This is a genomic window from Sphingobacterium sp. UBA7249 (genome assembly GCF_002472835.1).
GTDB lineage: Bacteria > Bacteroidota > Bacteroidia > Sphingobacteriales > Sphingobacteriaceae > Sphingobacterium > Sphingobacterium prati.
Genome location: NZ_DKST01000028.1, coordinates 97,218 through 120,916 on the forward strand (window position 1 = coordinate 97,218; position 23,699 = coordinate 120,916).

General features: G+C 39.6%; 17 protein-coding genes. 11 read left to right on the forward strand and 6 right to left on the reverse strand.

All coding sequences use genetic code 11. The features are described from left to right. Positions 1-92 precede the first annotated feature (92 nt). The 3 genes from B4A24_RS19945 to dctA all read left to right on the forward strand — a co-directional run bounded on the left by B4A24_RS19945 (position 93) and on the right by dctA (position 4,510). Complete coding sequence (locus B4A24_RS19945) at positions 93-2,003, forward strand: amidophosphoribosyltransferase (RefSeq protein ID WP_293946725.1); 1,911 nt, start codon at positions 93-95, stop codon at positions 2,001-2,003. 193 nt (positions 2,004-2,196) lie between these two features. Next, the gene (locus tag B4A24_RS19950; RefSeq protein WP_293946726.1) at positions 2,197-3,252 is read left to right on the forward strand and encodes an alpha/beta hydrolase; all 1,056 of its coding nucleotides are present in this window, start codon (positions 2,197-2,199) and stop codon (positions 3,250-3,252) included. A gap of 4 nt (positions 3,253-3,256) precedes the next feature. Continuing rightward, positions 3,257-4,510 carry a C4-dicarboxylate transporter DctA gene (gene dctA / locus B4A24_RS19955; RefSeq protein ID WP_293946727.1) on the forward strand — a complete coding sequence of 418 codons (1,254 nt, stop codon included), beginning with the start codon at positions 3,257-3,259 and terminating at the stop codon, positions 4,508-4,510. A 267-nt stretch (positions 4,511-4,777) separates the two neighbouring features. Here dctA and lon read toward each other — a convergent pair whose 3' ends face one another. Further along, positions 4,778-7,255: an endopeptidase La gene (lon, locus tag B4A24_RS19960; RefSeq protein ID WP_293946728.1), complete on the reverse strand. Its 2,478-nt coding sequence runs from the start codon at positions 7,253-7,255 to the stop codon at positions 4,778-4,780. A 345-nt stretch (positions 7,256-7,600) separates the two neighbouring features. Here lon and B4A24_RS19965 point away from each other — a divergent pair, with 345 nt between their 5' ends. Together B4A24_RS19965 and B4A24_RS19970 are read left to right on the forward strand one after the other, a co-directional pair. Next, positions 7,601-8,254: a tetratricopeptide repeat protein gene (locus B4A24_RS19965; RefSeq protein ID WP_293946729.1), complete on the forward strand. Its 654-nt coding sequence runs from the start codon at positions 7,601-7,603 to the stop codon at positions 8,252-8,254. Between the two features lie 206 nt (positions 8,255-8,460). Then, positions 8,461-9,015, forward strand: a complete 555-nt coding sequence (locus tag B4A24_RS19970) for a ferritin (protein WP_293946730.1) — start codon at positions 8,461-8,463, stop codon at positions 9,013-9,015. A 109-nt stretch (positions 9,016-9,124) separates the two neighbouring features. On the opposite strand, the gene B4A24_RS19975 is transcribed toward B4A24_RS19970, so the two are convergent. The 4 genes from B4A24_RS19975 to gpmI all read right to left on the reverse strand — a co-directional run bounded on the left by B4A24_RS19975 (position 9,125) and on the right by gpmI (position 14,260). Further along, on the reverse strand, positions 9,125-11,422 hold the full coding sequence (locus B4A24_RS19975) for a TonB-dependent receptor (protein WP_293946731.1): 2,298 nt from the start codon (positions 11,420-11,422) through the stop codon (positions 9,125-9,127). A gap of 259 nt (positions 11,423-11,681) precedes the next feature. Further along, a complete protein-coding gene (locus tag B4A24_RS19980; protein WP_293946732.1) occupies positions 11,682-11,981 on the reverse strand; it encodes a hypothetical protein in 300 nt (99 codons plus the stop codon). Between the two features lie 175 nt (positions 11,982-12,156). After that, positions 12,157-12,747 carry a hypothetical protein gene (locus B4A24_RS19985; RefSeq protein WP_293946733.1) on the reverse strand — a complete coding sequence of 197 codons (591 nt, stop codon included), beginning with the start codon at positions 12,745-12,747 and terminating at the stop codon, positions 12,157-12,159. Beyond that, on the reverse strand, positions 12,728-14,260 hold the full coding sequence (gene gpmI, locus B4A24_RS19990; RefSeq protein ID WP_293946734.1) for a 2,3-bisphosphoglycerate-independent phosphoglycerate mutase: 1,533 nt from the start codon (positions 14,258-14,260) through the stop codon (positions 12,728-12,730). The genes B4A24_RS19985 and gpmI overlap by 20 nt, the downstream gene beginning before the upstream one ends. A gap of 174 nt (positions 14,261-14,434) precedes the next feature. Between gpmI and B4A24_RS19995 the strand changes: the two genes are divergently transcribed. The 4 genes from B4A24_RS19995 (at position 14,435) to B4A24_RS20010 (ending at position 17,351) form a co-directional block, all read left to right on the forward strand. Next, on the forward strand, positions 14,435-14,893 hold the full coding sequence (locus B4A24_RS19995) for a DUF4783 domain-containing protein (protein WP_293946735.1): 459 nt from the start codon (positions 14,435-14,437) through the stop codon (positions 14,891-14,893). 76 nt (positions 14,894-14,969) lie between these two features. Further along, positions 14,970-15,827, forward strand: coding sequence for a carboxylating nicotinate-nucleotide diphosphorylase (gene nadC, locus B4A24_RS20000; RefSeq protein ID WP_293946736.1), 858 nt, complete (start codon positions 14,970-14,972; stop codon positions 15,825-15,827). A 16-nt stretch (positions 15,828-15,843) separates the two neighbouring features. After that, the gene (gene plsY / locus B4A24_RS20005; protein ID WP_172392711.1) at positions 15,844-16,494 is read left to right on the forward strand and encodes a glycerol-3-phosphate 1-O-acyltransferase PlsY; all 651 of its coding nucleotides are present in this window, start codon (positions 15,844-15,846) and stop codon (positions 16,492-16,494) included. 44 nt (positions 16,495-16,538) lie between these two features. Then, positions 16,539-17,351: a M48 family metallopeptidase gene (locus B4A24_RS20010; RefSeq protein WP_293946737.1), complete on the forward strand. Its 813-nt coding sequence runs from the start codon at positions 16,539-16,541 to the stop codon at positions 17,349-17,351. Positions 17,352-17,425: 74 nt separating this feature from the next. On the opposite strand, the gene B4A24_RS20015 is transcribed toward B4A24_RS20010, so the two are convergent. Next, positions 17,426-17,902, reverse strand: coding sequence for a hypothetical protein (locus B4A24_RS20015; protein ID WP_172392713.1), 477 nt, complete (start codon positions 17,900-17,902; stop codon positions 17,426-17,428). Between the two features lie 374 nt (positions 17,903-18,276). On the opposite strand from B4A24_RS20015, the gene B4A24_RS20020 reads away from it, so the two are divergent. Beyond that, a complete protein-coding gene (locus B4A24_RS20020) occupies positions 18,277-19,863 on the forward strand; it encodes a hypothetical protein (protein WP_293946738.1) in 1,587 nt (528 codons plus the stop codon). A 485-nt stretch (positions 19,864-20,348) separates the two neighbouring features. Next, the gene (locus tag B4A24_RS20025; RefSeq protein WP_293946739.1) at positions 20,349-23,600 is read left to right on the forward strand and encodes a TonB-dependent receptor; all 3,252 of its coding nucleotides are present in this window, start codon (positions 20,349-20,351) and stop codon (positions 23,598-23,600) included. Positions 23,601-23,699 lie beyond the last annotated feature (99 nt).

Genomic DNA, 23,699 nt, shown 5'->3' on the forward strand with positions numbered 1-23,699 from the left:
TGTTGATTCACTGTAATTTTATTGCGGAAAAAGTGCAGGGAGGGATCGGTAAGTTCTAAATAATTCTTATTTTTGCGTCATCAAATCAAGATATGAGCGACGCTATTAAACACGAGTGCGGAATCGCACTAATTCGCCTGTTAAAACCCTTATCTTATTATCAGGAAAAATATGGTACGCCATTCTATGGCATCAACAAATTGTACCTATTAATGGAAAAACAGCACAACCGTGGACAAGACGGGGCTGGAATTGCAACCATTAAATTTGATGTTAAACCTGGAAATCGTTACATTTCGCGTTACAGAGCTATGGGCTCAACTGCTGTGGCAGATATATTCGAATATGTACAGAAAAAATTTGCTTCTGTTCAGAAGGCATTTCCAGATCAGTCAAAGGATACCCAATGGTTAAAAGATAATGTCAGTTTTACTGGAGAAGTACTTTTAGGACATTTGCGTTATGGAACGCATGGAAAGAACAGTATCGAAAGCTGTCACCCATTTTTAAGACAAAACAACTGGATGTCACGCAATCTTGTTGTTGCGGGTAACTTCAACATGACCAACGTGGACGAACTTTTGCAGCAATTGTATGAGTTGGGACAACATCCAAAAGAAAAAGCGGATACTGTAACGGTTTTAGAAAAAATTGGACATTTCTTAGATGATGAAAATCAGGATCTTTTTGACCAATTTAAAAAAGAAGGTTACTCCAATGTCGAAATCAGTTCATTGATTGCCAAAAATATCGATGTTTCCAAGATCTTAAAACGCTCTGCGAAGACTTGGGACGGCGGTTATACCATTGCTGGTATCTTTGGTCATGGTGATGCTTTCGTCATGCGTGATCCTGCGGGAATCCGTCCGGCATTCTATTACCAGGATGAAGAGATTTTGGTTGTTGCTTCGGAAAGGCCAGTGATCCAGACTGCATTCAATATCCCTATCGGTGCAGTGAAAGAAATCAAGCCTGGACATGCCCTGATCGCTAAAAAAGATGGCACCGTGTCACAAGAGATGTTTAGACAGCCTGTAGAGCAACGCTCTTGCTCTTTTGAACGGATCTATTTCTCTCGCGGATCGGATGCTGATATTTACAAAGAACGTAAAGAATTGGGTAGATTATTGGTACCTCAGGTATTGGAATCTGTCAAAAACAATATTAAAAATACCGTATTCTCATTTATTCCAAATACAGCTGAGGTATCGTACTATGGATTAATGGACGGTATTAATACCTACGTGCGGGATTTTCAAAAAGAAACCTTGTTAAAACGTTCGGATAAAATTTCTGACGAGGAGTTGGATGATATCTTAAGCATCAAACCCCGTTTTGAAAAGCTGAATGTCAAAGATGCGAAATTGCGTACTTTCATTACACAAGATGCCGATCGTACAGATATGGTGCAACATGTGTATGATACCACTTATGGTATCGTAAAAGATCACGAAGATACCATCGTTGCAATTGATGACTCCATTGTTCGCGGTACCACGCTAAAACAAAGCATCCTCACGATCTTAGACCGTTTGAATCCGAAGAAAATTGTAATTGTTTCTTCAGCGCCTCAAATCCGTTATCCGGATTGTTATGGTATTGACATGTCACGTATGGGTGAATTCGTTGCGTTCGAAGCGGCAATCAACCTGTTGAAACAACGTGGTATGGCACATATTATTGATGAAGTGTATCAAAAATGTCTGTTGTCGATGACACAAGATGTCAATGAAATCGAAAACTATGTAAAGGCCATTTATGCGCCATTTACAGATGAGGAGATCTCGGAAGAAATCGGGCGTATTGTCAGACCACATCATTTGAAAGCTGAGCTTGAGGTCGTATATCAGACATTGGATAACCTGCATAAAGCCTGTCCGGCACATACCGGTGACTGGTACTTCTCTGGTGATTACCCTACTCCTGGTGGTAATAAGGTTGTGAACAAAGCCTATATGAACTGGATTGAAGGTAAGAATGTTCGCGCATACTTCAGCAGCTAAATAGAAAAAATCAGAAAAAGGGATGCATTTATGCATCCCTTTTTTTATATATTCGTAAGACGAATTGATTAGTATAATGCCGCATATAGCTTGTATGGTATTCGCTTTATATTGCCAATAGATATACCTTTATGATATGGTCAACCTTTGCCACAATGAAATTATGGTTTTAACAACGTAAAGAAATAACCCCATGAGGAGACAACTTTTCTATCTTTTTCTTTTTCTCTCAATGGTTTCCTGTGGAATAACACATAATGTGCCCAAGAGTCCCTATCCCAATTCATTTGATAAACCGAATATCGTAAACTCATTTGTTGATCAAAACGGGAATTTTTATCCTGACAATTGGCGTAAAACGTATGGTGAACCACCCAAAAGTGGCGATATAAATGCCTATTCGCTAATGAAGATCGCAACTGAAAAGGGAATAGAAAGCCAGCTGAAAAGTTTTGAAAAGACCCGTATGTTAGCTGTTGGCAGCAAAGTAAAGGCAAAAGACCGTGTTTTTATATTTGTGCACGGCTTCAATGCACCGTCGGACGAAGTCAATGAGAGCTATGAATACATGCGCAAATTGTTGAAGCTCAACCCTAACAAAGATGAGGTGATCAAATTTTATTGGGATGGTTTGCATACGACCAATCCCTTTGGAGGTGCTAAAGTATGGTTTTCTGCTACTTCGTTTAGCCAAATGGCCGGTGAATTTGGATTGCGGAATTTGTTGAATAGCATTCATAATAAAAAAATCATTTTAATTTCCCATAGTCGGGGCGCATCAGTCGTGCTGAGTGCTTTAAGTAGTGCGACATTCAGCGAGAGTTTTGCCAAGGGTACGCTGGAGAACCACAACGTAGATGTTGATGCGGCTAAAAAGCTTGCTGAAAACGGCAATGACATTACCTGTATTATGCTTGCACCGGCGATAGGTCTCGACGACTTCAAGATAAGGGATGTAATGAATGGAACAGATTCTTTCTGCCATTTAAGCAACCAAGTTAAGAAGATTCATATCACCATTAACAATACCGACGTTATGTTGAAAAAGTTTGTCGGTTTTCTGTCCAATAAATTGAAAGCTACCGATCTGGGCTACAAAGCCGACGTCTGTAATGAATTGGTCAAGCATTATCCGATTATGAAGTATACAGATTTTACCGGCATGAAGAGCCATGAATTTAATAAATACATAAGGAACCCAAAGTTTAAAACCATGTTGAAGGCGGAGGGAATTGCCGTTAATCGTTAGGACAATGAAGCATATTTTTAAGAGTCTCTATTTTCAGGTGATCGTAGGTATACTGGTCGGTATCTTCTTCGGAGTCTATTTTCCCGATTTTGCGGTTAAGCTCAAACCCTTGGGAGATGCCTTTATCAAACTGATCAAGATGGTTATTGCACCCTTGATCTTTAGTTCAATCGTCATCGGTATCGCGGGCATGCAGGATGTGAAAAAAGTGGGAAAGATTGGGCTGACTTCAATTATTTATTTCGAGGTCATGACGACGATTGCATTGATCATCGGTCTGATCTTTGTCAATGTAATTCAGCCCGGTACAGGCATGAATGCTGATCCAGCTAGCTTGGACATCTCTTCGGTATCTAACTATATTGCCGAGTCCAAGAAACCCCATAGTTTTATGGACTTTATCATCGATATTATTCCTGAAAACGTTATTGCTTCCATCGCGTCAGATAACATGTTGCAGGTATTGGTTTTTGCCGTACTCTTTGGGATAGGGATGACCAAGATTGGTCAAAAGGCTTCAGAACCCGTTATCAATGTCCTGCAATCATTTTTAAAGGTACTTTTTTCCATTATTAAGATGGTGATGTACCTAGCTCCTTTGGGAGCAATGGGAGCGATGGGATTTACCATAGGCAAGTTTGGTATTCAGGCCTTATCCAAATTGGGTATGTTGATGTTAAGCTTCTATCTGACCTGTTTTATTTTTATCATTATCGTTATCGGCGCGGTATTACACTTTTATGTCAAGGTTAATATTTTCAAATTCCTGAAGTACATCAAAGGCGAAATATTGATTGTATTGGGAACCTCTTCTTCGGAATCCGCACTACCGGGTATCATGCAGAAAATGGAAGATGCCGGCTGTGCCAAATCAGTGGTGGGCTTGGTTATTCCGACCGGTTATTCTTTTAATCTGGACGGGACGAGTATCTATCTGACCATGGCGGCAGTATTTATTTCACAGGCACTCAATATGCACCTGACCTTGGAACAGGAAATCACCCTCTTGCTCGTGCTATTGCTCACCTCAAAAGGGGCAGCGGGTGTGACAGGTAGTGGTTTTGTGACGTTGGCAGCCACACTTCCTGTTGTCGGACATGTGCCTGTCGAGTCTGTCGCTTTAATCTTTGGCGTGGACCGCTTTATGAGTGAAGCCCGGGCCATTACCAATCTGATTGGGAATTCGGCAGCGACGCTGGTCATCTCAAAATATGAAGATAGCCTGGATGAGGATTTACTACATGAGAAGCTTGGCTAATAAAGTGGCACGATGTCAGGCTTGCCAAAAGCGCTTGTAAGGATAATTATCATGAGGCTACTGTTAAGTGAAATGTGGGGGGCAAAAACAAAAGGATACACTATTGAATAGCTGACATATGGCAGCAGACGAAATAAAGATGTCAGAAAAGTAAAAGCGAATCCGCCTTAGAACGACTGTAAGTAAATGAAGGTAGGAGCTGTATACAAGAAAAGGGGGATNNATCCCCCTTTTCTTGTATACATTTGTTTAATTCCTGAGTGTCAGTTAAGACTCTTTTTTCGTGTTTTCAATTCCCTGCGATAGATCTAAGGCACCGTCTACTTTCTCTTGTAGGAGTGCGAGTTTGACCACCTGGGTCATTTCGGTCACGTAATGGAACTGCATATCTTTGATGTAGTCTTCCTTGATTTCAAGAATATCTTTTTCGTTGGATTTGCAGAGTATAATATCTTTGATATTTGCACGTTTGGCAGCGAGGATCTTCTCTTTGATACCACCCACAGGGAGCACTTTTCCACGCAGTGTAATTTCACCAGTCATCGCCAATTTCTCTTTTACCTTACGTTGAGTAAATAGTGATGTCAGCGCAGTGAGCATTGTCACCCCAGCTGAGGGGCCATCTTTAGGAATAGCGCCCGCAGGGATGTGTATATGGATATCCCAATGGTCAAATACGCGATAGTCAATCTCAAAATCAGCAGCATGTGCTTTTAAGTAAGCCAGTGCGATAGAAGCAGATTCTTTCATGACATCACCCAGATTACCTGTCAGGCTCAAGCGTCCTTTACCAGGGCTTAATGAGGATTCGATAAATAAGATATCTCCACCTACGGAGGTCCAGGCGAGCCCGGTTACGACTCCAGCGACATTATTGTTCTCGTAAATATCTTTATCAAAGATAGGCGCGCCCAGGATATCCACGACATCTTGATCGTTGATACTTGGGTTATAATCTTTTTCCATGACGATGCGTGTGGCAATACCACGGACGATAGAACCAATTTTCTTTTCCAAGCCACGCACACCAGATTCACGGGTATAGTCTTCGATAATTTTTTCAATGATCTTAGCTTTGAGTGCAACATCCTTAGCAGCCATACCGTGCATTTCACGTTGTTTGGGAAGTAAGTGTTTTTTTGCAATCTCAATTTTCTCTTCAATGGTATAGCCATTTACCTCGATGATTTCCATACGGTCCAATAGGGCTGGCTGAATGGAACTGAGCGAGTTCGCTGTCGCAATGAACATCACCTTGGAAAGATCAAATTCCATTTCCACATAGTGATCATAGAAATGCGTGTTTTGTTCGGGATCCAAGACTTCCAATAAAGCCGAAGAAGGGTCGCCTTTAAAATCTGCGCTCATTTTGTCAATCTCATCCAGGATAAAAACTGGATTGGCAGTGCCCGCTTTTTTCAGCGATTGTATAATACGGCCGGGCATTGCCCCGATGTACGTCTTGCGATGGCCTCTGATTTCGGCTTCGTCACGCACGCCACCTAAAGCCATACGCGTATATTTACGGCCCAATGCTTTGGCGATAGATCTTCCCAAGGATGTTTTACCAACCCCCGGAGGGCCTACCAAACAAAGGATAGGAGCTTTCATATCATTCTTTAATTTCAATACTGCAAGGTATTCGATGATACGTTTTTTTACTTTCTCTAATCCATAGTGATCCTTATCCAAGACTTTTTGCGCTTTATTTAAGTCAAAATTATCTTTCGTCGTTTCATTCCATGGAAGGTCCAGCAGCAATTCGAGGTAGTTCAACTGTACAGAGTAATCCGCAGCAGCTGGATTGATACGCGATAATTTTTCAAGTTCTTTGTTGAAATGTTTTTCAACATCTAGCGCCCATTTTTTTGTTTTACCGCGCTTTTTAAGTTCTTCAAGCTCAAGGTCAGGTGTATTTCCACCAAGCTCTTCTTGGATAGTTTTCAGCTGTTGGTTCAAGAAATAATCCCGTTGTTGCTTATCCAGGTCTACGCGTACCTTGTTCTGAATCTGATGCTTCAGTTCCAACATTTGGATTTCGGTAGTCAACAGTTCCAAAAGAAGTTTCGCGCGGTTTTCAACCTTGGGAATTTGGAGCAACTCTTGTTTTTTGATCATTTCGACATTGATGTTTGACGAAATAAAGTTGATCAGAAAAGAGGGGCTTTCAATATTTTTGATTGCTATACCAGCCTCGCTAGGTAGATTTGGAGAAAGCTGAATAATCTGTAATGCCATTTCTTTTAAGGTCGAAATTGTCGCCTTAAAATGTTTGGTCATTTTAGGTTTTGCTTCGTTGAATTTTTCGACACGAGCCTTGAGATAAGGTTCGGTTTCGACAATCTCCACCAAGTTAAAACGTTGCTTTCCCTGAATGATTACCGTGGTGTTTCCATCAGGCATTTGGAGTACTTTGATGATATGGGCAACGGTACCCACTTTATTTAGTTCTTCAAATCCAGGATCCTCTACTGTCATATCCTTTTGAGAGACCACACCAATTGTTTTACTGCCTTTATAGGCCTCTTTAACCAATTTGATGGATTTATCCCTTCCTACAGTTATCGGAATGACAACACCGGGAAATAACACGGTATTGCGTAAAGGCAAAATAGATAGTGCTTCTGGAATTTCAGCGTTAGCCATGTCGTCTTCATCCTGCTGTGTCAATAAGGGGAAGAACTCTGTATCTTCCGCAACGATCGGAATAGCCTGACTGAAATCAAAAGTTTCGAATTTGCTCATAGTGTTTATTTTGTGTCTTTGGCAGTCGCTGACATGTTGTCGGTAGACCTTCAAATTTTAAGCTTCAAATATTGTTTCCCCTATAGTGCAAGGGAAGTGCCAATTGCTAAAAGGTAGCAAAATTACAAATCTATTTTTTTAGAATAGGAAAAAAAGGCAGGTTAAATAAAATTTATCTGCCAAATGTTGGATAAATAGGCATAATAATTGTAATATTGGAGTGTGAAAGAATAAACGATGGCAGACTCTTACGGAGCTGAAATATTATGGTTATTTTTTCCTAGGGTAATAAACGATCAATAATGATCATAAAGGTATATTGAAAAAAAACGTAACTATTTAGATATGAACATAAAATCACTTAAATTAGGTTTGTTTACAGGAGTTTTTGCTTTGGTTGCACTTGGTGCCAATGCACAACAAAAACAAGCTGAGCATAGCAATGCGAATGTGAGAATGGGGCAAAAAGCTCTTTTGGATGGTGACTTCAAAAATGCAGAGTCATACTTGACAAAAGCTTTACCTGCAGAGAGCAAGGATCCGGATGTCTTGTATATGTTGGGATACTCGCAATTTCAAAATGGTGATTATAAAAAGTCTGCTGAAACATTCGGAAAAGTGGTTGCATTAAACCCTAAAAATGCAAACGCACTATACTTTAAAGCGAAAGCGAACAACACACTTGCTGTTCAAGCTTCAAGCAAAGTTTCTGTAGCTAATAAAGAGCAATTATTGCGTGTAGCAATTGAAGATTATTCAAAAGCGATCGCAATCACGCCTACGGACTCAAAATTCTACCAAAATAGAGCGGTTGCCAATCGCGATTTAGGTATTTTGATCGGTACAGCAGGTACACCGAACTATAACAAAGCAATGGCTACAGATGCTTACAATAATGCGATCAAAGATTATGAAAAAGTATTGAGCTTTGATTCATCTAAAAAAGATATTCAAACAGAGGTCAAAAAAGCTAAAGTATATAGAGACAACTTGAAATAATCTATAATACAGAAAAATAAAAAGGGAAATGCTACTGCATTTCCCTTTTTTTGTGAACTTATCTGCCTTATACGTTTTCCATACTATTTTAATTGATTTGTTGGTTTCCGATTGTTGTATCCAGTTTGCAGCCTTACTGCTTACAAAATTTGCAAACGAAATGCTTGGGATACTGTTATATTATTGAAACAACAAGAATTTAGCATATGGAAACGAATCGATTGTCAGCGGAAATACAGGACATTCTAATCAGTCAAATGACGAAAGAAGCCGAAGCCGCGCAAATTTATCTAGCTTTGGGTATATGGGCCGATGATCAGGGCTATGGCGGAATTGCCAATTTTTTATATCGGCATGCGCAGGAAGAAAGAAATCATATGACAAAAATTATGGGCTACATACTCGAAAGAGGAGGTCGTCCCCGAATTCAAGCGATTGCAGCGCCGCCTGCAGATCCTCAAACGTTGACCGAGTGTTTCCAACGTGTATTTAAACATGAAGTGGACAACACCGAAGCAATTTATCGCATTGTCAATCTGGCTATGGAACAAAAAGATTGGGCAACTTGGAACTTCGCACAATGGTTTGTCAAAGAACAGATCGAAGAAGAGAAACTTGCTCTTGAGTTGATTGACAAATTAAAGATAGCTGGTGGAGACCGGGCTTCGGACGAATCGCTGTTTGCATTGGATTCGTCATTGGAAAGTATGCCTGATGATGTGCCTTTGGCACGGGAGGCAACAGCCGACGATCCTAAATAATGGAATGCCTCAAATCATGTAAAAAAGGCTTTCCGAGCAATTAAAGTGGTCGGAAAGCACATAAAAAAACAGGGATCTCTAGGGATCCCTGTTTTTTTATGTACCTGATTTATTTTTTTATACTGAGTGGAAGGTAGATTCCGAAGGTAATATTCCTTCCCATATTGTAAACACCATAGCTAGGATCCTCCTGCGAAAACCTTCCAGGACGTAATCTGCTCAACGCGTCATAATAGCGTTTGTTGGTTAGGTTAGAGGCCGTTGCATACAGCTTGACTCGTTGTGTCCCGAAATGCAAGGTAGTACCAATTCCAGCGTTGATCAAGGAATACGAATCTGCAGCTGTTTCAAAAGTTTCGTCGATGCGGTTCTGTTTAAAATAATTGTCTAGGCCTACAGATACGTAGAACGCATGGAGGCCATTTATTTTAGGTTCCAGACGTAGTGTGTTATGTAAAACACCGGCGGGAATCAATGCCAAGGGTCTATCAAAAGTCTTGTTTTGTGCGTGTGTATAGGTAAAGGTGTTGTCCAAGTGTACCCAGTTCAACGGATGGAAGTTTAAACTTCCTTCAAAGCCAAAGAGATTGGCATTCACCTGGCCATAGCGATAGACGTCGTAGGTCTGTTCGTTATTATCCTCATCCACGACAGTTTTCGTGTCGCCCTTTTTCGCCGAAGCATAAATAAAATTATGGATATAATTTTCGTAGATTCCGATGCTTCCGGTGACGATACTATGCCCGAATTCAAGGGTGGCATCGGCTTGAAAACTACGCTCTGCTTTCAGGTTCTCATTTCCGATTTCGAACCGGGATGTACCTTCATGTACACCATTGGAGCCAAGTTCTGCCGGATTAGGAGCTCTAAAAGCCGAACCAGCATTTGCTTTGAAGTTGAAATCCTCGCTGAAGCTATGCGTATATCCTAAGGCACCGCTAATGTTGCTGAACTTATTTTTAAAACCTGGAAATTGTTCCTCATCATCGACAAAAAGCTGTTTACCTTTGGTATGAACGAAATCGTAACGTAATCCCATATTAAAGGTGTTCTCGCCCCAGCTTTTCTTGGCATAACCAAATGAACCCAGTTCGATCTGGTCATAAGCAGGGATCAAAAATTCAACGCCTTTATTGATGCTATGTTCCTGACTGGCGCTGATGCCAACAACATGCTGCCAACCGTTTCTTTCCGCCAGGTAGTATTTGGCATCCAATGAATAGGTGTTCAGATCAAAAAATAAGGATGGGGTTGCCGATTCAAGTTCGCGACGTTGATTTTTTTGGTAGCCCAAATCCAGTTTTAAATTTCCCGAACCGATCACAAAATTATTGTTGAGTGCAAGCTTATAATGTCGGATGTCCTGTTTTGGGAAATCCAATGTCCGGCTTTTGGATTCATTATATAAGGGATCCCCAGGTTCGGCATCGTAAAAACCGATGTTATTTTTGAGGTAGGAGAAGTTAAGGTGTGAATAACCCCATTGTTTATTTAAACCCAGCATTCCACTAAAGCTGGTATTGTTAAAGCCACTATTGATGTAATGTCCAGCAGGTGTGTTGAAAGCGTGCGCATTTTGATAAGAACCACGCCCGCGCCATACAAAGCCGTTTTCATTACCCGTGAGCATGAGTGAGTTGTTGGTCAAGCCATTGTTGGTGGAGTAGCTCGAAAGCAATTCCCCTTTTATCTGGCCCGAAGTGGGGACGCTGGGTTCAAGGATATTGATGACACCACCAATGGCATCCGATCCGTACATCAGCGAAGCTGCACCCCGCAATACCTCTACCCGGTCTGGCTGATTTTGGTCTATCTCGATACCATGCTCGTCTCCCCATTGTTGGCCCATTTGCTTCACCCCATCATTGACGGTCACCACACGGTTGTACCCCAAACCACGGATAACAGGCTTAGAAATACCCTGTCCTGTAGTGATCTGACTTAGGCCCGGTACCTGGCGAGCCAGTGCGTCGATCAGGTTTGTGGCCCCCCCTTGTAATTCGTCTTTGGAGATCACCGAGACAGATGTGCTATTGCGGCGGCTCTGCGCGGTAACGAGCGTACCAGTGACTACCACCTCATTTGTTTCGATAATACTTTCGTTCAATGCAAAATCGACAATTACATCCTCTGCTGTCAGATCTATCGTTTTGATCAGCGATTGGTAACCAATAAAACGCACCTCGACAAGATAACGTCCACGCGAAGGAAGTGATTTAAAAGAATAATGCCCCTGTTGATCCGAGGAGGTGTTCGAACGGAGTTGGAGCAGCGATATCGTCGCCCCGGCGATCGGTTGATTAGTTTTTGAATCTGTTACCTGACCTGATATGGTTGCAGCGGTAGCAGAAAATAGAAGGAAATAGCAGACAAGCATTAATATGCCGCCCTTAATGTTGAGTTTCATCTGTAAATATTTTTATTCCAGCAGTAGATAGCGCTTATTCAAATCATCACCTGACGAATTTAGAGGTTGCATGTACATCTGTCTTGTATATGGCCTTTTAAATACACCGGGATTCATCCAATGAATCGCTTGAATGTGAATGCAAGGGAAATCCATTATGTAAATAGTCAGCACTAGCTCGCAAAGGAGTGGTGACTATATTATCATAGTGCACAGCTCATTTTGTTTAAAAAAGTTGGTGCTGTACATTGGATAAAGGTTAACAAGTTGGGGGGCCGCGATTGCCGGATAACAGTGCTCTGACCATCTGATCGCCGGGCACAAAGAAGCCAAATTCTATTTCCCGTTCGGGAAGCGAAAATTCGCTTTGGCTAAAATGAAAGAGTAACTGTGGATGTGAATTTTGATCACAGATGGAGCATTTGGGATGGTCTGCATGGTGTTTTTTAGGACTGCAGTCCACGATACTTAATGCTGCTGGCTTATGGGAATGGGTATAGACAATGAACTGACCAACTAAAAAGGTCATTAAAAGCGTAAACGCTGCTAATTTGTTCAATGAAATACCGCGCACTTTATTTTTCTAAACTGTTGCCTTCGCCGACATATGATGGGTCAAATATAAGGAAAATAATAAATGAAGCAATGATGTTGCATTTATTTATTTTACATGAAGAGCAAGAAATAGAAAAATGTCTTTATATAGATGTATAAAGACATTTTTTCAGCGAGTGTTATTTTTTTTGTTTTACAAATTGCCCAATAATTTCATATTGGTTTGCATCGAGCCCTTGTACATCTTGGAGTTTGACGATACTGTACAATGAATCGCTGTAATAGTCCAGCTTTTCATTGCTATCGTAGAGCGAGTTCGCAATTTTTTTATCGATATGGATATGTTTTACCTTTTCGTTGTTGCGATCAAACTCAATCCTGAGTTTCTGTATCTGCAATTCTTTCTTTTTGGCGGTAAACTCTGTTACACAATCGACAGCTTTGACATCATAGAGGGCAGGATCAAAGTTTTTACTGATATCTGCGGACTGAAAAGCTGATAGCTCATTTTTCCAGTTTGCAATTTTGATTTCACGTTGTTCCTTCTCGCCGTCTTTATTGACCGATTTTAATACCGAGGGGTTGAGCTGTTGCAGGCGTTGTGCCTCAGCATTGAAAAAGGAGTCTACCGAAAAAATATCCGTTGTCTTTTTAGTTCCTTTCTCGCCTGAGGGGGAGCTGCAGCTCCAAAAAAGCAGCGCACTTCCCACCAGTAGTGGAAGTGCGCTGCTTATATTTTTATATAAATTATTATTCTGATACCAATACATTTCCTGTCATTTCAAGAGGGATATCTACGCCCAAGAGTTTGAGGACGGTTGGAGCGATATCACCCAATTTACCATCTGCGATTTTTTTGTAGTGATCATCAATTAAGATGCAGGGAACCAAATTTGTTGTATGTGCTGTATTTGGTGAGCCATCCTCATTGATCATAAATTCCGAATTGCCGTGATCGGCCAAGATGATAAATGAGTAACCATTTTTCAATCCGGTTTCCACCACTTTTTTGGTGCATTGATCTACCGTTTCTACTGCTTTTACAACGGCCTCGAAGACACCAGTATGACCTACCATATCCGGATTAGCAAAATTAAGGCAGATAAAGTCAGGTTGAACAGTTTCCATATCATTGACGATCGCTTCTGTAATTCCGCTGGCAGACATTTCAGGTTGGAGGTCATAAGTAGCCACTTTTGGTGAAGGGACCAAAAGGCGGTTTTCACCTTCAAATTGTTGCTCGCGGCCACCTGAAAAGAAGAATGTCACGTGTGGATATTTCTCTGTTTCGGCAATGCGGGTCTGCGTTTTATGATTGGCTTCCAAAACTTCACCAAGCGTATTTGTCAGGTTATCTTTTTGGAAGACAACGCGTACGTTTTTGAAAGTCTCATCATAGGCCGTCATGGTAACATAGTACAGGTCCAATGGAGCCAGATCATATTCAGGGAAAGCTTTTTGCGTCAGTGCAATGGTAATTTCACGGCCACGGTCTGTTCTGAAATTGTAACAAAAGACTACATCACCTTCCTGAATTGTGGCAACAGCTGTACCATCGGCACCAACCAATGCGATTGGTTTAACGAATTCGTCAGTTACGCCAGCATCGTATGATTTTTGGATGGAGGCAACCAAGTCACTGGATTTTTCACCTTCGGCTTTCACCAATAGGTCGTAAGCTAATTTAACGCGTTCCCATCTGTTGTCACGGTCCATCGCATAATATCTACCGATGGCAGAAGCGAAGGTACCTGAACTTGTTTTGAGGTATTCCTGCAAATCTTTGACATAGCCGATTCCAGCATTGGGATCTGTATCACGACCATCTAAGAAGGCGTGGATAAATACCTGATCACTGGTTAGCCCGGCATGTTTTGCGGCGTCGCAAAGACCTTTCAGATGTTTGGTGTGCGCATGCACGCCACCGTCAGAAAGCAAGCCGATAAAGTGTACTTTTTTATTGTTTTCAAGCGCATATTTAAATGCATCCTGGATAACGGTATCTGTATTGAATACGCCGTCATTTACGGCTTTGTGAATACGTCCTAATTCTTGATAGACAATTCTTCCGGCGCCTAGATTCATGTGGCCAACCTCGGAATTCCCCATCTGTCCTGCAGGAAGGCCAACGGCTTCACCGGAAGCTTCCAGACTTGAATTTGGGTATGTGTCCAATAAATGATCTAAAAATGGAGTATTTGCAGCTTCAACTGCATTTGATTTATCATGTTTTCCGTATCCTAGTCCGTCTAGGATCATGAGTGCAACTTTTTTCTTATTCATCGTATAACAAAGATAACCTTAATTTTAGAATCTATCAATGCATCTTTAAAATCTTCCCTTGTTTATATCTAATAATTTTATAGGTTTGTGGCATAGTTTATGTTTGGAGTAAGCTATGCTACCTAATGATTGATACATCTATTGTGGAAACTGTTCTATCTTATTCTGAGCTATATGAAACTTTTGAGCTATTGCGTATTTATATTTGTCTATAGTCTTTTTATACACATTGACGCCTCAGGGCATATTTCTAAAGATTTTAACGACTTATCGCAGCCTGCTTTACGGGTCGAGGGATTGTCCTTGGGAAGTATTTCCGAAGAACTTAAAACCTATTTAAGGGAGGGGAATGCAAAGAATATAGCTAAATATTTTGGATCCAATCTGACCTTGTCTATTTTGGGTGAAAATGGGGTGTATACCAAATACCAGTCCGAGATTATGTTGGGTACATTTTTTAACCAGCATAAACCCAAGACAGTCAAACTGACTCAGGCCAGCAATGCGAATAATGGTTATCAATACTTTACCTTTTCATTGGCTACCGAACAAGCAAATTACCGCATATTTATTAAGATCGGAGCTGGATCCAATAACCAGTCCATCGAGGAACTTCGGGTAGATAAAAATTAAGCCAGACACTATTTTTTTATCATTCTATTTTTCGATTAAAAAATTATTCCACATCTTAGCCCAATAAATTGTATTTATGGAGAAGGAAATTAAGGACTATTTGGCGCAATTTGTAAAACAATCAGTCGCGGAAGATGTTGGGGATGGCGATCATACCTCGTTATCCACGATTGCAGCAGGAGCGCAGGGCGAAGCGAAACTGATTGTGAAAGACGATGGCGTCTTGGCGGGTGTTGAAGTTGCCCAGGCGATCATCAGCTACATCGATAAGACCTTAACCTGTGAAGTGTTTATTCAAGATGGTAGCCAAGTAAAAGTTGGTGATATAGCCTTTTTTGTCCGCGGGAATATTCGGAGTATTTTGTTGGCAGAGCGTTTGGTGTTGAATGTCATGCAACGTATGAGTGGCATTGCGACGACAACCCGAAAATATGTAGACCTGTTAAAAGGTACAGGAACCCAAGTATTGGATACCCGCAAGACGACACCCTTACTCCGTGTATTGGAAAAAGAAGCTGTCAAAATCGGCGGGGGTACCAATCACCGTTTTGGTTTATTCGACATGATCCTGATCAAGGACAATCATGTGGATTATAGTGGTGGAATTGTACCTGCATTGACACGTGCAAACGACTATCGGAAGAAATTAAATAAACCAATAGAAATAGAAATTGAGGTCCGAAATTTTGCGGAACTTGACGAAGTTCTTAACTTTGGCGAAGTGGACCGAATCATGTTGGATAATTTTTCACCTGCGGATGTGGCCAAAGCTGTTAAAATTATCGATCATAGATTTAAGACAGAAGCCTCTGGGGGAATAACAATTGATACTATTCGGTCATATGCAGAGGCGGGCGTCGACTATATCTCCGTTGGAGCTTTGACGCACAGTGTCAAGAGCTTGGATCTTAGTTTGAAGGCCAAATTAATATAAGAACTGATTTAATTTAATGATATCGATTTATTTAGTAATTGCAGTATTACTAGCTTATTTGTTTGGTTCTATACCTACAGCAGTTTGGTTGGGCCAAGCATTTTATGGCGTAGATGTTCGTGAGTATGGGAGTGGTAATGCTGGAGCGACTAACACCTTTCGCGTATTAGGACCGCGTGCTGGATCCATCGTGATGTTTGTAGATATATTTAAAGGTTGGACAGCGACAAACCTGGCTTATCTGATTGAGCTGGGGCAGAATACCAGTGATGTTCAGTTCGTTAATTTTCAGTTGGCATTTGGCGTGATTGCTGTGATTGGACACTTATTTCCTGTGTTTGCTGGTTTCCGGGGCGGAAAAGGGGTAGCTACATTGTTCGGAATGATCTTGGCGATACATACACCCGCTGCATTACTCTGTGTATCTGTATTTATCGTTATCCTGTTGACCACCCATTATGTATCACTCAGTTCTTTAGCTGCAGGTTTTACATTTCCCTTTAGTTTGGCCTTTATTTTTAAGACCACAATTCCATCTGTCTTACTTTACGGGATTGCTATCTGTACGCTCCTATTAATTACCCATCAAAAAAATATTGAGCGTTTGCTAAAAGGACATGAATCCAAGATTTATCTATTCAAGAAAAAGACCAAGGAAAAAGAATAGGCACAATAATTGCACGTTCTTAAAAACGGATTTAATAGATTATTATGAAAGGAATATATAAGTATTCGGCTATGGTGTTGGCCTGTGCTACACTGGCATCGGGGTTGTCAGGTTGTGCAACTTCAGCTGTTACGGGGAAAAAATATTTGAAATTGGTCAGTGCTGACCAGGTCAATCAGCAGGCTGCATTAGCCTATAAAGATTTCTTGTCAAAAAATAGTGCTAAGGTAGTTACGGGCACCGCTGATGCGGCGATGGTAAAACGCGTGGGCAACCGATTGGCGACAGCCGTCAACCAATATCTGCAGAGCAAGGGTATAGCCAATAAATATAATTTCAACTGGGAATTTAACTTGGTGAAGAGTGATGATGTGAATGCATGGTGTATGCCAGGAGGTAAAGTGGCTGTCTATACAGGGATATTGCCTGTAACGCGTACTGAGGCTGGAATGGCTACCGTAATGGGGCACGAGATTGCGCACGCCATTGAGGAACATTCCGTCGCGCAGGCATCCAACCAGATGGCTTTACAGATGGGAGGGCAGATCCTAGGCTCAGCAGCAGGGATGACGGGTAGCAGTTCCCTTGGTATTTTTAACAATCTATATGGTTTAGGAGGTAGTTTGGCACAGTTAAAATTCTCGCGAAGCGATGAGTCCTCTGCGGATCAAGCGGGTTTGATTATTATGGCATTGGCCGGTTACGATCCCAACGAAGCCATTGGTTTTTGGAAGCGTATGGCATCAGGCAGCCAGAAGGGCCAACCTGAGTTTTTGAGTACTCACCCGAGCGATGCACGACGTATTGCCGATATTGAGAAGCAGATTCCAACTGCGATGCGGTATTACAAAAAATAGAGCGTAATTTAATTATAATAGAAAGGGAGCATATCAGATGCTCCCTTTTTTGTTTCAGTCTTCGCTATTTTAGTTTATATACCAGCAATAGCATCGGATATTCCTAAGACAACACCGAGCATCAGTCCAAGGAGATTAAATCCAATTGTAATGATGACGATGATCCCGATGAATTTATAATGTTTTTTTAAGGCATCGAAACAAAGCTCCAACTGGATACTATCGCGGTTTTCAATGGCTTTTTTTGCCTTTGATCCAAAATTATATAAATAAAAGATCGGGAGACAGGAGAAGGCTAGTAACAGGAGATAAAGCACCCCGAATGTGGAGAGCGTGCCGGCCGTGACAAATTCACCCTGACCAAGGGATAAAGCGCTGGCACCAAAGATTAAGCTAATCATGGTTATGGCCGAGATCCCGATAAAAATAAAACAGACAATGGCTAAAAAATTAGCCCATTTAGCTGCTGAAGCTAAAAAAGAAAGCCCTGCTGGAGACAATTTAATGTCTGCGGGTTCTTGAAAAGAAGAATTTTGAATACCGTCTTCCATGAAAAGAGAATTATAAAGGTGTGCGAATTTCTAAAAAGTTCTCCGTTTTTAAAAACAGATTTTTATAAAAAACCATTTCTAAATAACAATAGTTTACAGTTTTAATATAAATACTAGGTTAAGTAGCGCAATTGCTACAAAGAGCGAGTTGATCGATAATGCTCGGCTGGCAGAAAGTTAGTGATTTTTTTAAACAAAGGCGATATTGGAATGGAAGAATGTTGTTACAAAAAGCAATTTAATAATCAATCTGAGTGTTTTTGGGTTAATGTTTGTTCTTTTAGTGTTAATTTTTTATTAATTTTCTTTAACATGTGTTTTGTGGTTTATAAAATAATATTACATTTGATTATATTAAATTAAATTTAAATTTTATGAAAATTATTCGGATTTTAGCACTTGGGTTAATAGTGCTTACCATGTCTTGCCAAAAAGAACAGTTTGATAGTCTAAACTCTGTTGAAGATTCTATTAAAAAAAAAGCTAATGTTTCGACCTCATTAAATACGTACTCTTTTGATTGGGAAAATGCAACTTATTTACCATCAAAAAACAATACGAATCAACTTCTTTTGCCATGGAAGTCTGGTACAACTTCTATCAACCCAGAATATGCTGATGATTATAAAAAGTACGACGGCTGGGAATTAGCTTATAATACCTTTAACCCAGATGTTTTTCTGAATGATGTTAATTATAACTACTATTTTGCATTGTATAATAAATACAGGGGAGTTTTGAGGTTTTATCACTGGTTGCCTTCTAGTTCGGTTGCTAGCACCTATGTTGAGCATGGATTGAAATTATATGGTAGTTATAATTCAAATATTTTAAATTATAATGCAGTCGAAAGAGTAAGCCCAGTGAATCAAAAGTCATTTTCCATGATTGAAAATCAGAAGCTAACTTATTCTGGCGGAACCTGGTATATTTTTGAATATGAAATGGCCTATGACCCTAATATAAAAAATACTTCGTTTCCATCATTCGGACTCTCTTCTGTACCTTCCTGGGTAAATTTATCACAAATCAATATTAATGGAACAGCTACAGGGAAAATTGAAGGAACAATTGGCAATCCTGGTTCAAGCTTTAATTTAACCGGGCTATTACAAAATGGAACAGCTACTTTGATGGGTAATTGGGCTAATTCACTTTTTTTAAGCATCTTTACTTCTTCAGCCACCGGGCAAGCGGAATTAACGAAAACTTTAACTGATGGTGGAAAAGGTATAGTCAAGGGAATTATTAACGGTTTACTCGGTTTAGGGGGTACGGGAAATACGTTTCAGAAAGTTAAGCTTAATCTCAATACAGATATTAAATTGAACGGAAGTATCACCTCAAGTGGCTCTCTTTTTGATATGAAGTTTGCTATTCCAGGTCAGTCGAATAGCACGAGTATTTTTGGGGTCAATTATCATAAGAATCTTGGGATTTTTAGTTTAGCTAATACTCCTATAATAACCAATGTTGGTGATGCATCTACGATAGTAATAAAGGACGATCAATATAATGAAGATGAATATCATAATATAACTGTTAATTCCCTTACGATAAAACAGTCTTCTGTTAATATTGTATGGAATCCCGATATAATAAATATAACACCGGAAGGAGCTCGTATTGAAAATTTGCAGATGCAAATTGTGAATATATATCCAACTGGACAATATAGTTTTGGAACAACAAACAGTCTAGATAATTTGAAAGCGCCAATTGAGGTTGGTAGAGATTGCTATTTCACCGGTAACCTCTTGATAGAAAAAAATGGTATTCAAGATCTGGCCCTATCAAAACCAAATTCTACAGACCCATTTGTACTTGTAAGAGCAGATAGCGGTTTTACAACCGAAGATGAATTTGGAATTAGATTTATTTTTGACGTTGTACCTAATAACGGAGCTCCGAAAACTAAAATAATTAGGACATTCCAAGCCAAGACGGGTATAGGTTATTAAATTAAGTGAGAGTATATTATATCTTTAATAGTGAGCTATTTAATATAGAGCTGTATAATAGTTGAAAACTGGGATTTGCAAATCAGAAATAGATTTGGGAGACAGCTTTAAAATTATAAAAGATCTGAAAAAGGACAAAATTCATTAAGAACTTGGTTCGTTTCCATTTACTTTTGATACAGCCCTATATCAATTATATTGAGATTTTTAGAAAGAACAAAATAATATCACAGGTAAATTGTTGTTACAAATACGAATGGGGGAATGGCTGTGGAAAACTATTTTTCAACGATACGGTTTTGTTCAAATAAAGGTTTAAAAGGTATTATAACGTTTTTTTAATTAAAAATTGTGTTGGAAGGTAGGTATTTGCTAGTGAATAGCAGGAAGTAGATGTGTTGTAGTATGTTAAGTTTATATTAAGTCCTTTGTTATTTGAAATCTCTTAGTAATTTTGCTTAACATTTTTTAACAAATCACATTATATGAAAAGATCTTTACTCTTTTTCGCTCTTGTAATGGCCAGTTATGGTGCTGTACAAGCTCAGGTCACGACAAGTAGCGTTACAGGTATTGTAAAAGAAGCAAATGGCAGTGTTACTTCGGGAGCAACTATCAAGGCGACACACGTGCCATCGGGAACGGTTTATTCGGGTTCTTCAAACTCAGTAGGTCGTTTTAATTTACCAGCGATGCGTGTTGGTGGCCCTTATAGGATAGAAGTAACCTACGTTGGGCAAAATCCTATTGTTTATAATGATGTTTATATACAATTAGGGCAACCTTATGTATTGAACAGTACTTTTGGAAGTGCCGAAACTGTTTTGGATGAGGTTGCTGTCACTAGGAAGGGAGGATCGAAAAACTTAAAAACTGGGGCTGAAACATCTATCTCCAGAAAGCAGATGGAAAACTTACCAACTGTTTCACGTTCAATAGAAGATTTTACGAGACTAACGCCACAGGCTGATGTTAAAGGAGGTTCTGTTTCTATTGGTGGAATGAATAATAGATTCAACCAATTTACTATTGATGGGGCTGTTACCAACGACGTTTTCGGTCTAAATGCGAATGGATTAAATGGTGGAGGTAGTGGTACGAATCCAATTTCTTTGGATGCTATCGAACAAATGTCTGTACAGGTTGCACCATTTGATGTGCGTACAAGTGGTTTTGCTGGTGGTGGTATTTCAGCTGTTACTAAATCAGGGACAAATGAATTTCAAGGTTCGGTTTATCACTATTTCAGAAATCAAGATTTAACAGGGAAAACGCCGAAGTCGTTAGTTAAAAATGGAGGAGAAAGAACTAAACTAGCAAATTTCTCCGAAAAAACATATGGTGTCCGTTTAGGAGGGCCTATTGTTAAGGATAAATTATTCTTCTTTGTAAATTACGAACATACCAAGAATAACACTCCCGAAAATTATCCCGTAGGATCGTCGAGCTCCAATTTATTAGAAGCTGATGCGAAACGTATTTATGATATTGCATTGAGTAAATATGGTTATGACGCAGGTTCATACACAGACTTAGCGGATGAGAATACATCTAATAAAGTAATGACGCGTTTGGATTGGAATATTAATGAAAAGAATAAACTTTCTTTAAGATACAATTATGTGGACGGTGTTGACATGGGCAATACTCGGACACAGTCTTCTCTGACTTTTGGTAACGGTGCAATTTTAAAAGATTTTAAGTCGAATACGCTTACTTTGGAATTGAGTAGTCGAATTAACAATTCATTAGCGAATAGTTTTATTGCTGGTTATTCAAGAGTAAGAGATTCCAGAAGTTATAAAGGACAGTTATTTCCGAATGTAAGGATAAATACCACAAGGCAAGTTGATGTAAACGGAGCCCCTCAGACTTTAGCAGGTACCTATTATTTAGGCGTTGATCCGTTTAGTAATATTAATCAGTTAGATCAGGATGTTTATACTTTGTCAAATAATCTGACTTGGTATAAAGGACTTCATACATTAACTTTCGGTACGCACAATGAATTTTATAAGATGTATAATGCCTATACACAAAATTCGAATGGTGCATTTATATTTAGTAATTCCAAAGCAGGCGATATTAATCCTGAAACAGGCAATGTTTATACTGCGATCGAAAATTTTGAGAGAGGAATGGCAAGCAGTATGAACTATAGCTATAGTAATACTGAGGATCCTCGTCAGGGTGCCAAATTTAATGCATTACAGCTTGGATTTTATGTTCAAGACGAATACCAAATGCAAGATAATTTGAAGATAACGGCTGGTCTTCGTGTGGATATTCCAATTTATTTGGATAAACCTATGGAAAATACTGACTTTAATAACTCAATTTTAGCAAAGCAGTATAATGTACAGACTAATCGCATGCCTAGTGCTCCTTTGATGTTCTCTCCTCGAATTGGATTCAACTGGGATGTGAATAGAGATCGTTCGACCATTGTACGTGGAGGGATGGGGATATTCACTTCACGAGTTCCATTTGTCTGGGCAGCAGGCGCCTTTACACAAAGTGGTGCATTATTGGGCGGAAATAGCTTAGGTAATGGTACTGACGCTAATGTTCCCTTTATCAGTGATGTTAACAAATTGCCTAAATATGATGGAGCGGTTACGCCGTCCGGAAATATTACTGTACTTGATAAAAATCTGAAGCTGCCGCAAATTGCGCGTTTTTCTGGAGGCGTAGATCAGGTATTACCATATGGAATTAAAGGAACTTTAGAGTTTATCTATTCGAAAAATTTAAGTGCATTCAATTTTAGAGATTTAAATCTCGAAAGACCTATTGGTATGTTAGAAGGAGCAGATAATCGCCTGGTTTACGATGCGAATAATAATAATCGTCGTGTCCTAGATAATTATACGGAAGTTATTTATGTGAACAACGTTAATAAAGGGTACTCTTGGTCAACAACGGCCTCTTTAGCTAAAAGCTTCCTATTTGGTTTAGATGCATCTGTAGCTTATACTTATACCGCTGCTAAAGATCTAATCTCTGGGACATCTTCTCAAAACCAATCGAATTGGTATAGAGTTGCTTCTGTAAATGGTTCAAATAATGTAACCCTTGCACATAATCCATTTAGTACAGGAAGTCGCGTTATCGGATTTTTATCCTTCTCGAAAGAATACTTAAAGCATTTAGGTACATCGGTATCTCTAGTTTATACCGGACAATCTGGAGCGAGATTCTCCTACCTAGCAGGAGGGAATTTAACTGGGTATGCGGCATCTACAAGCAATCAGTTCAATTTGATGTATATCCCAAGAAATGAATCTGAGATTACATTTGTGAAGAATGAAACTCAAACGCCACAACAACAATGGGAAGCTTTTAATAATTTCATTGAGTCAAATGACTATCTGAAATCAAGAAGAGGACAGTATGCGGAAAGAAATGGGGCAAGATCACCGTTCTCCCACAAATTTGACTTAAAGATTGTTCAAGACCTATTTACAAATATTGGAAATACTAAAAATAAACTTCAACTTTCGGTTGATATCATGAATGTTGGTAACTTATTAAATGGTAATTGGGGTAAGCAATATACAGGTGCTGGAAGTTTTTGGGATAATAGCTTTATTCCTATTGCATTCGCTGGTTATGAAGGAACTACTAAAAAACCTACTTATAGGTTAAATGACACAAACAATAATATACCTTACTATGTTCAAGATATCTATTCAAGATGGTCTGCGCAAGTCGGTATCCGTTATATCTTCAATTAAATTAATCTGAAGAACATATCATAAGAAAAACCGTCCTAGATGATAGGGCGGTTTTTTTTATATGTTAAATTTTGTTTTTTTTGGGGGACTATGAAGAAA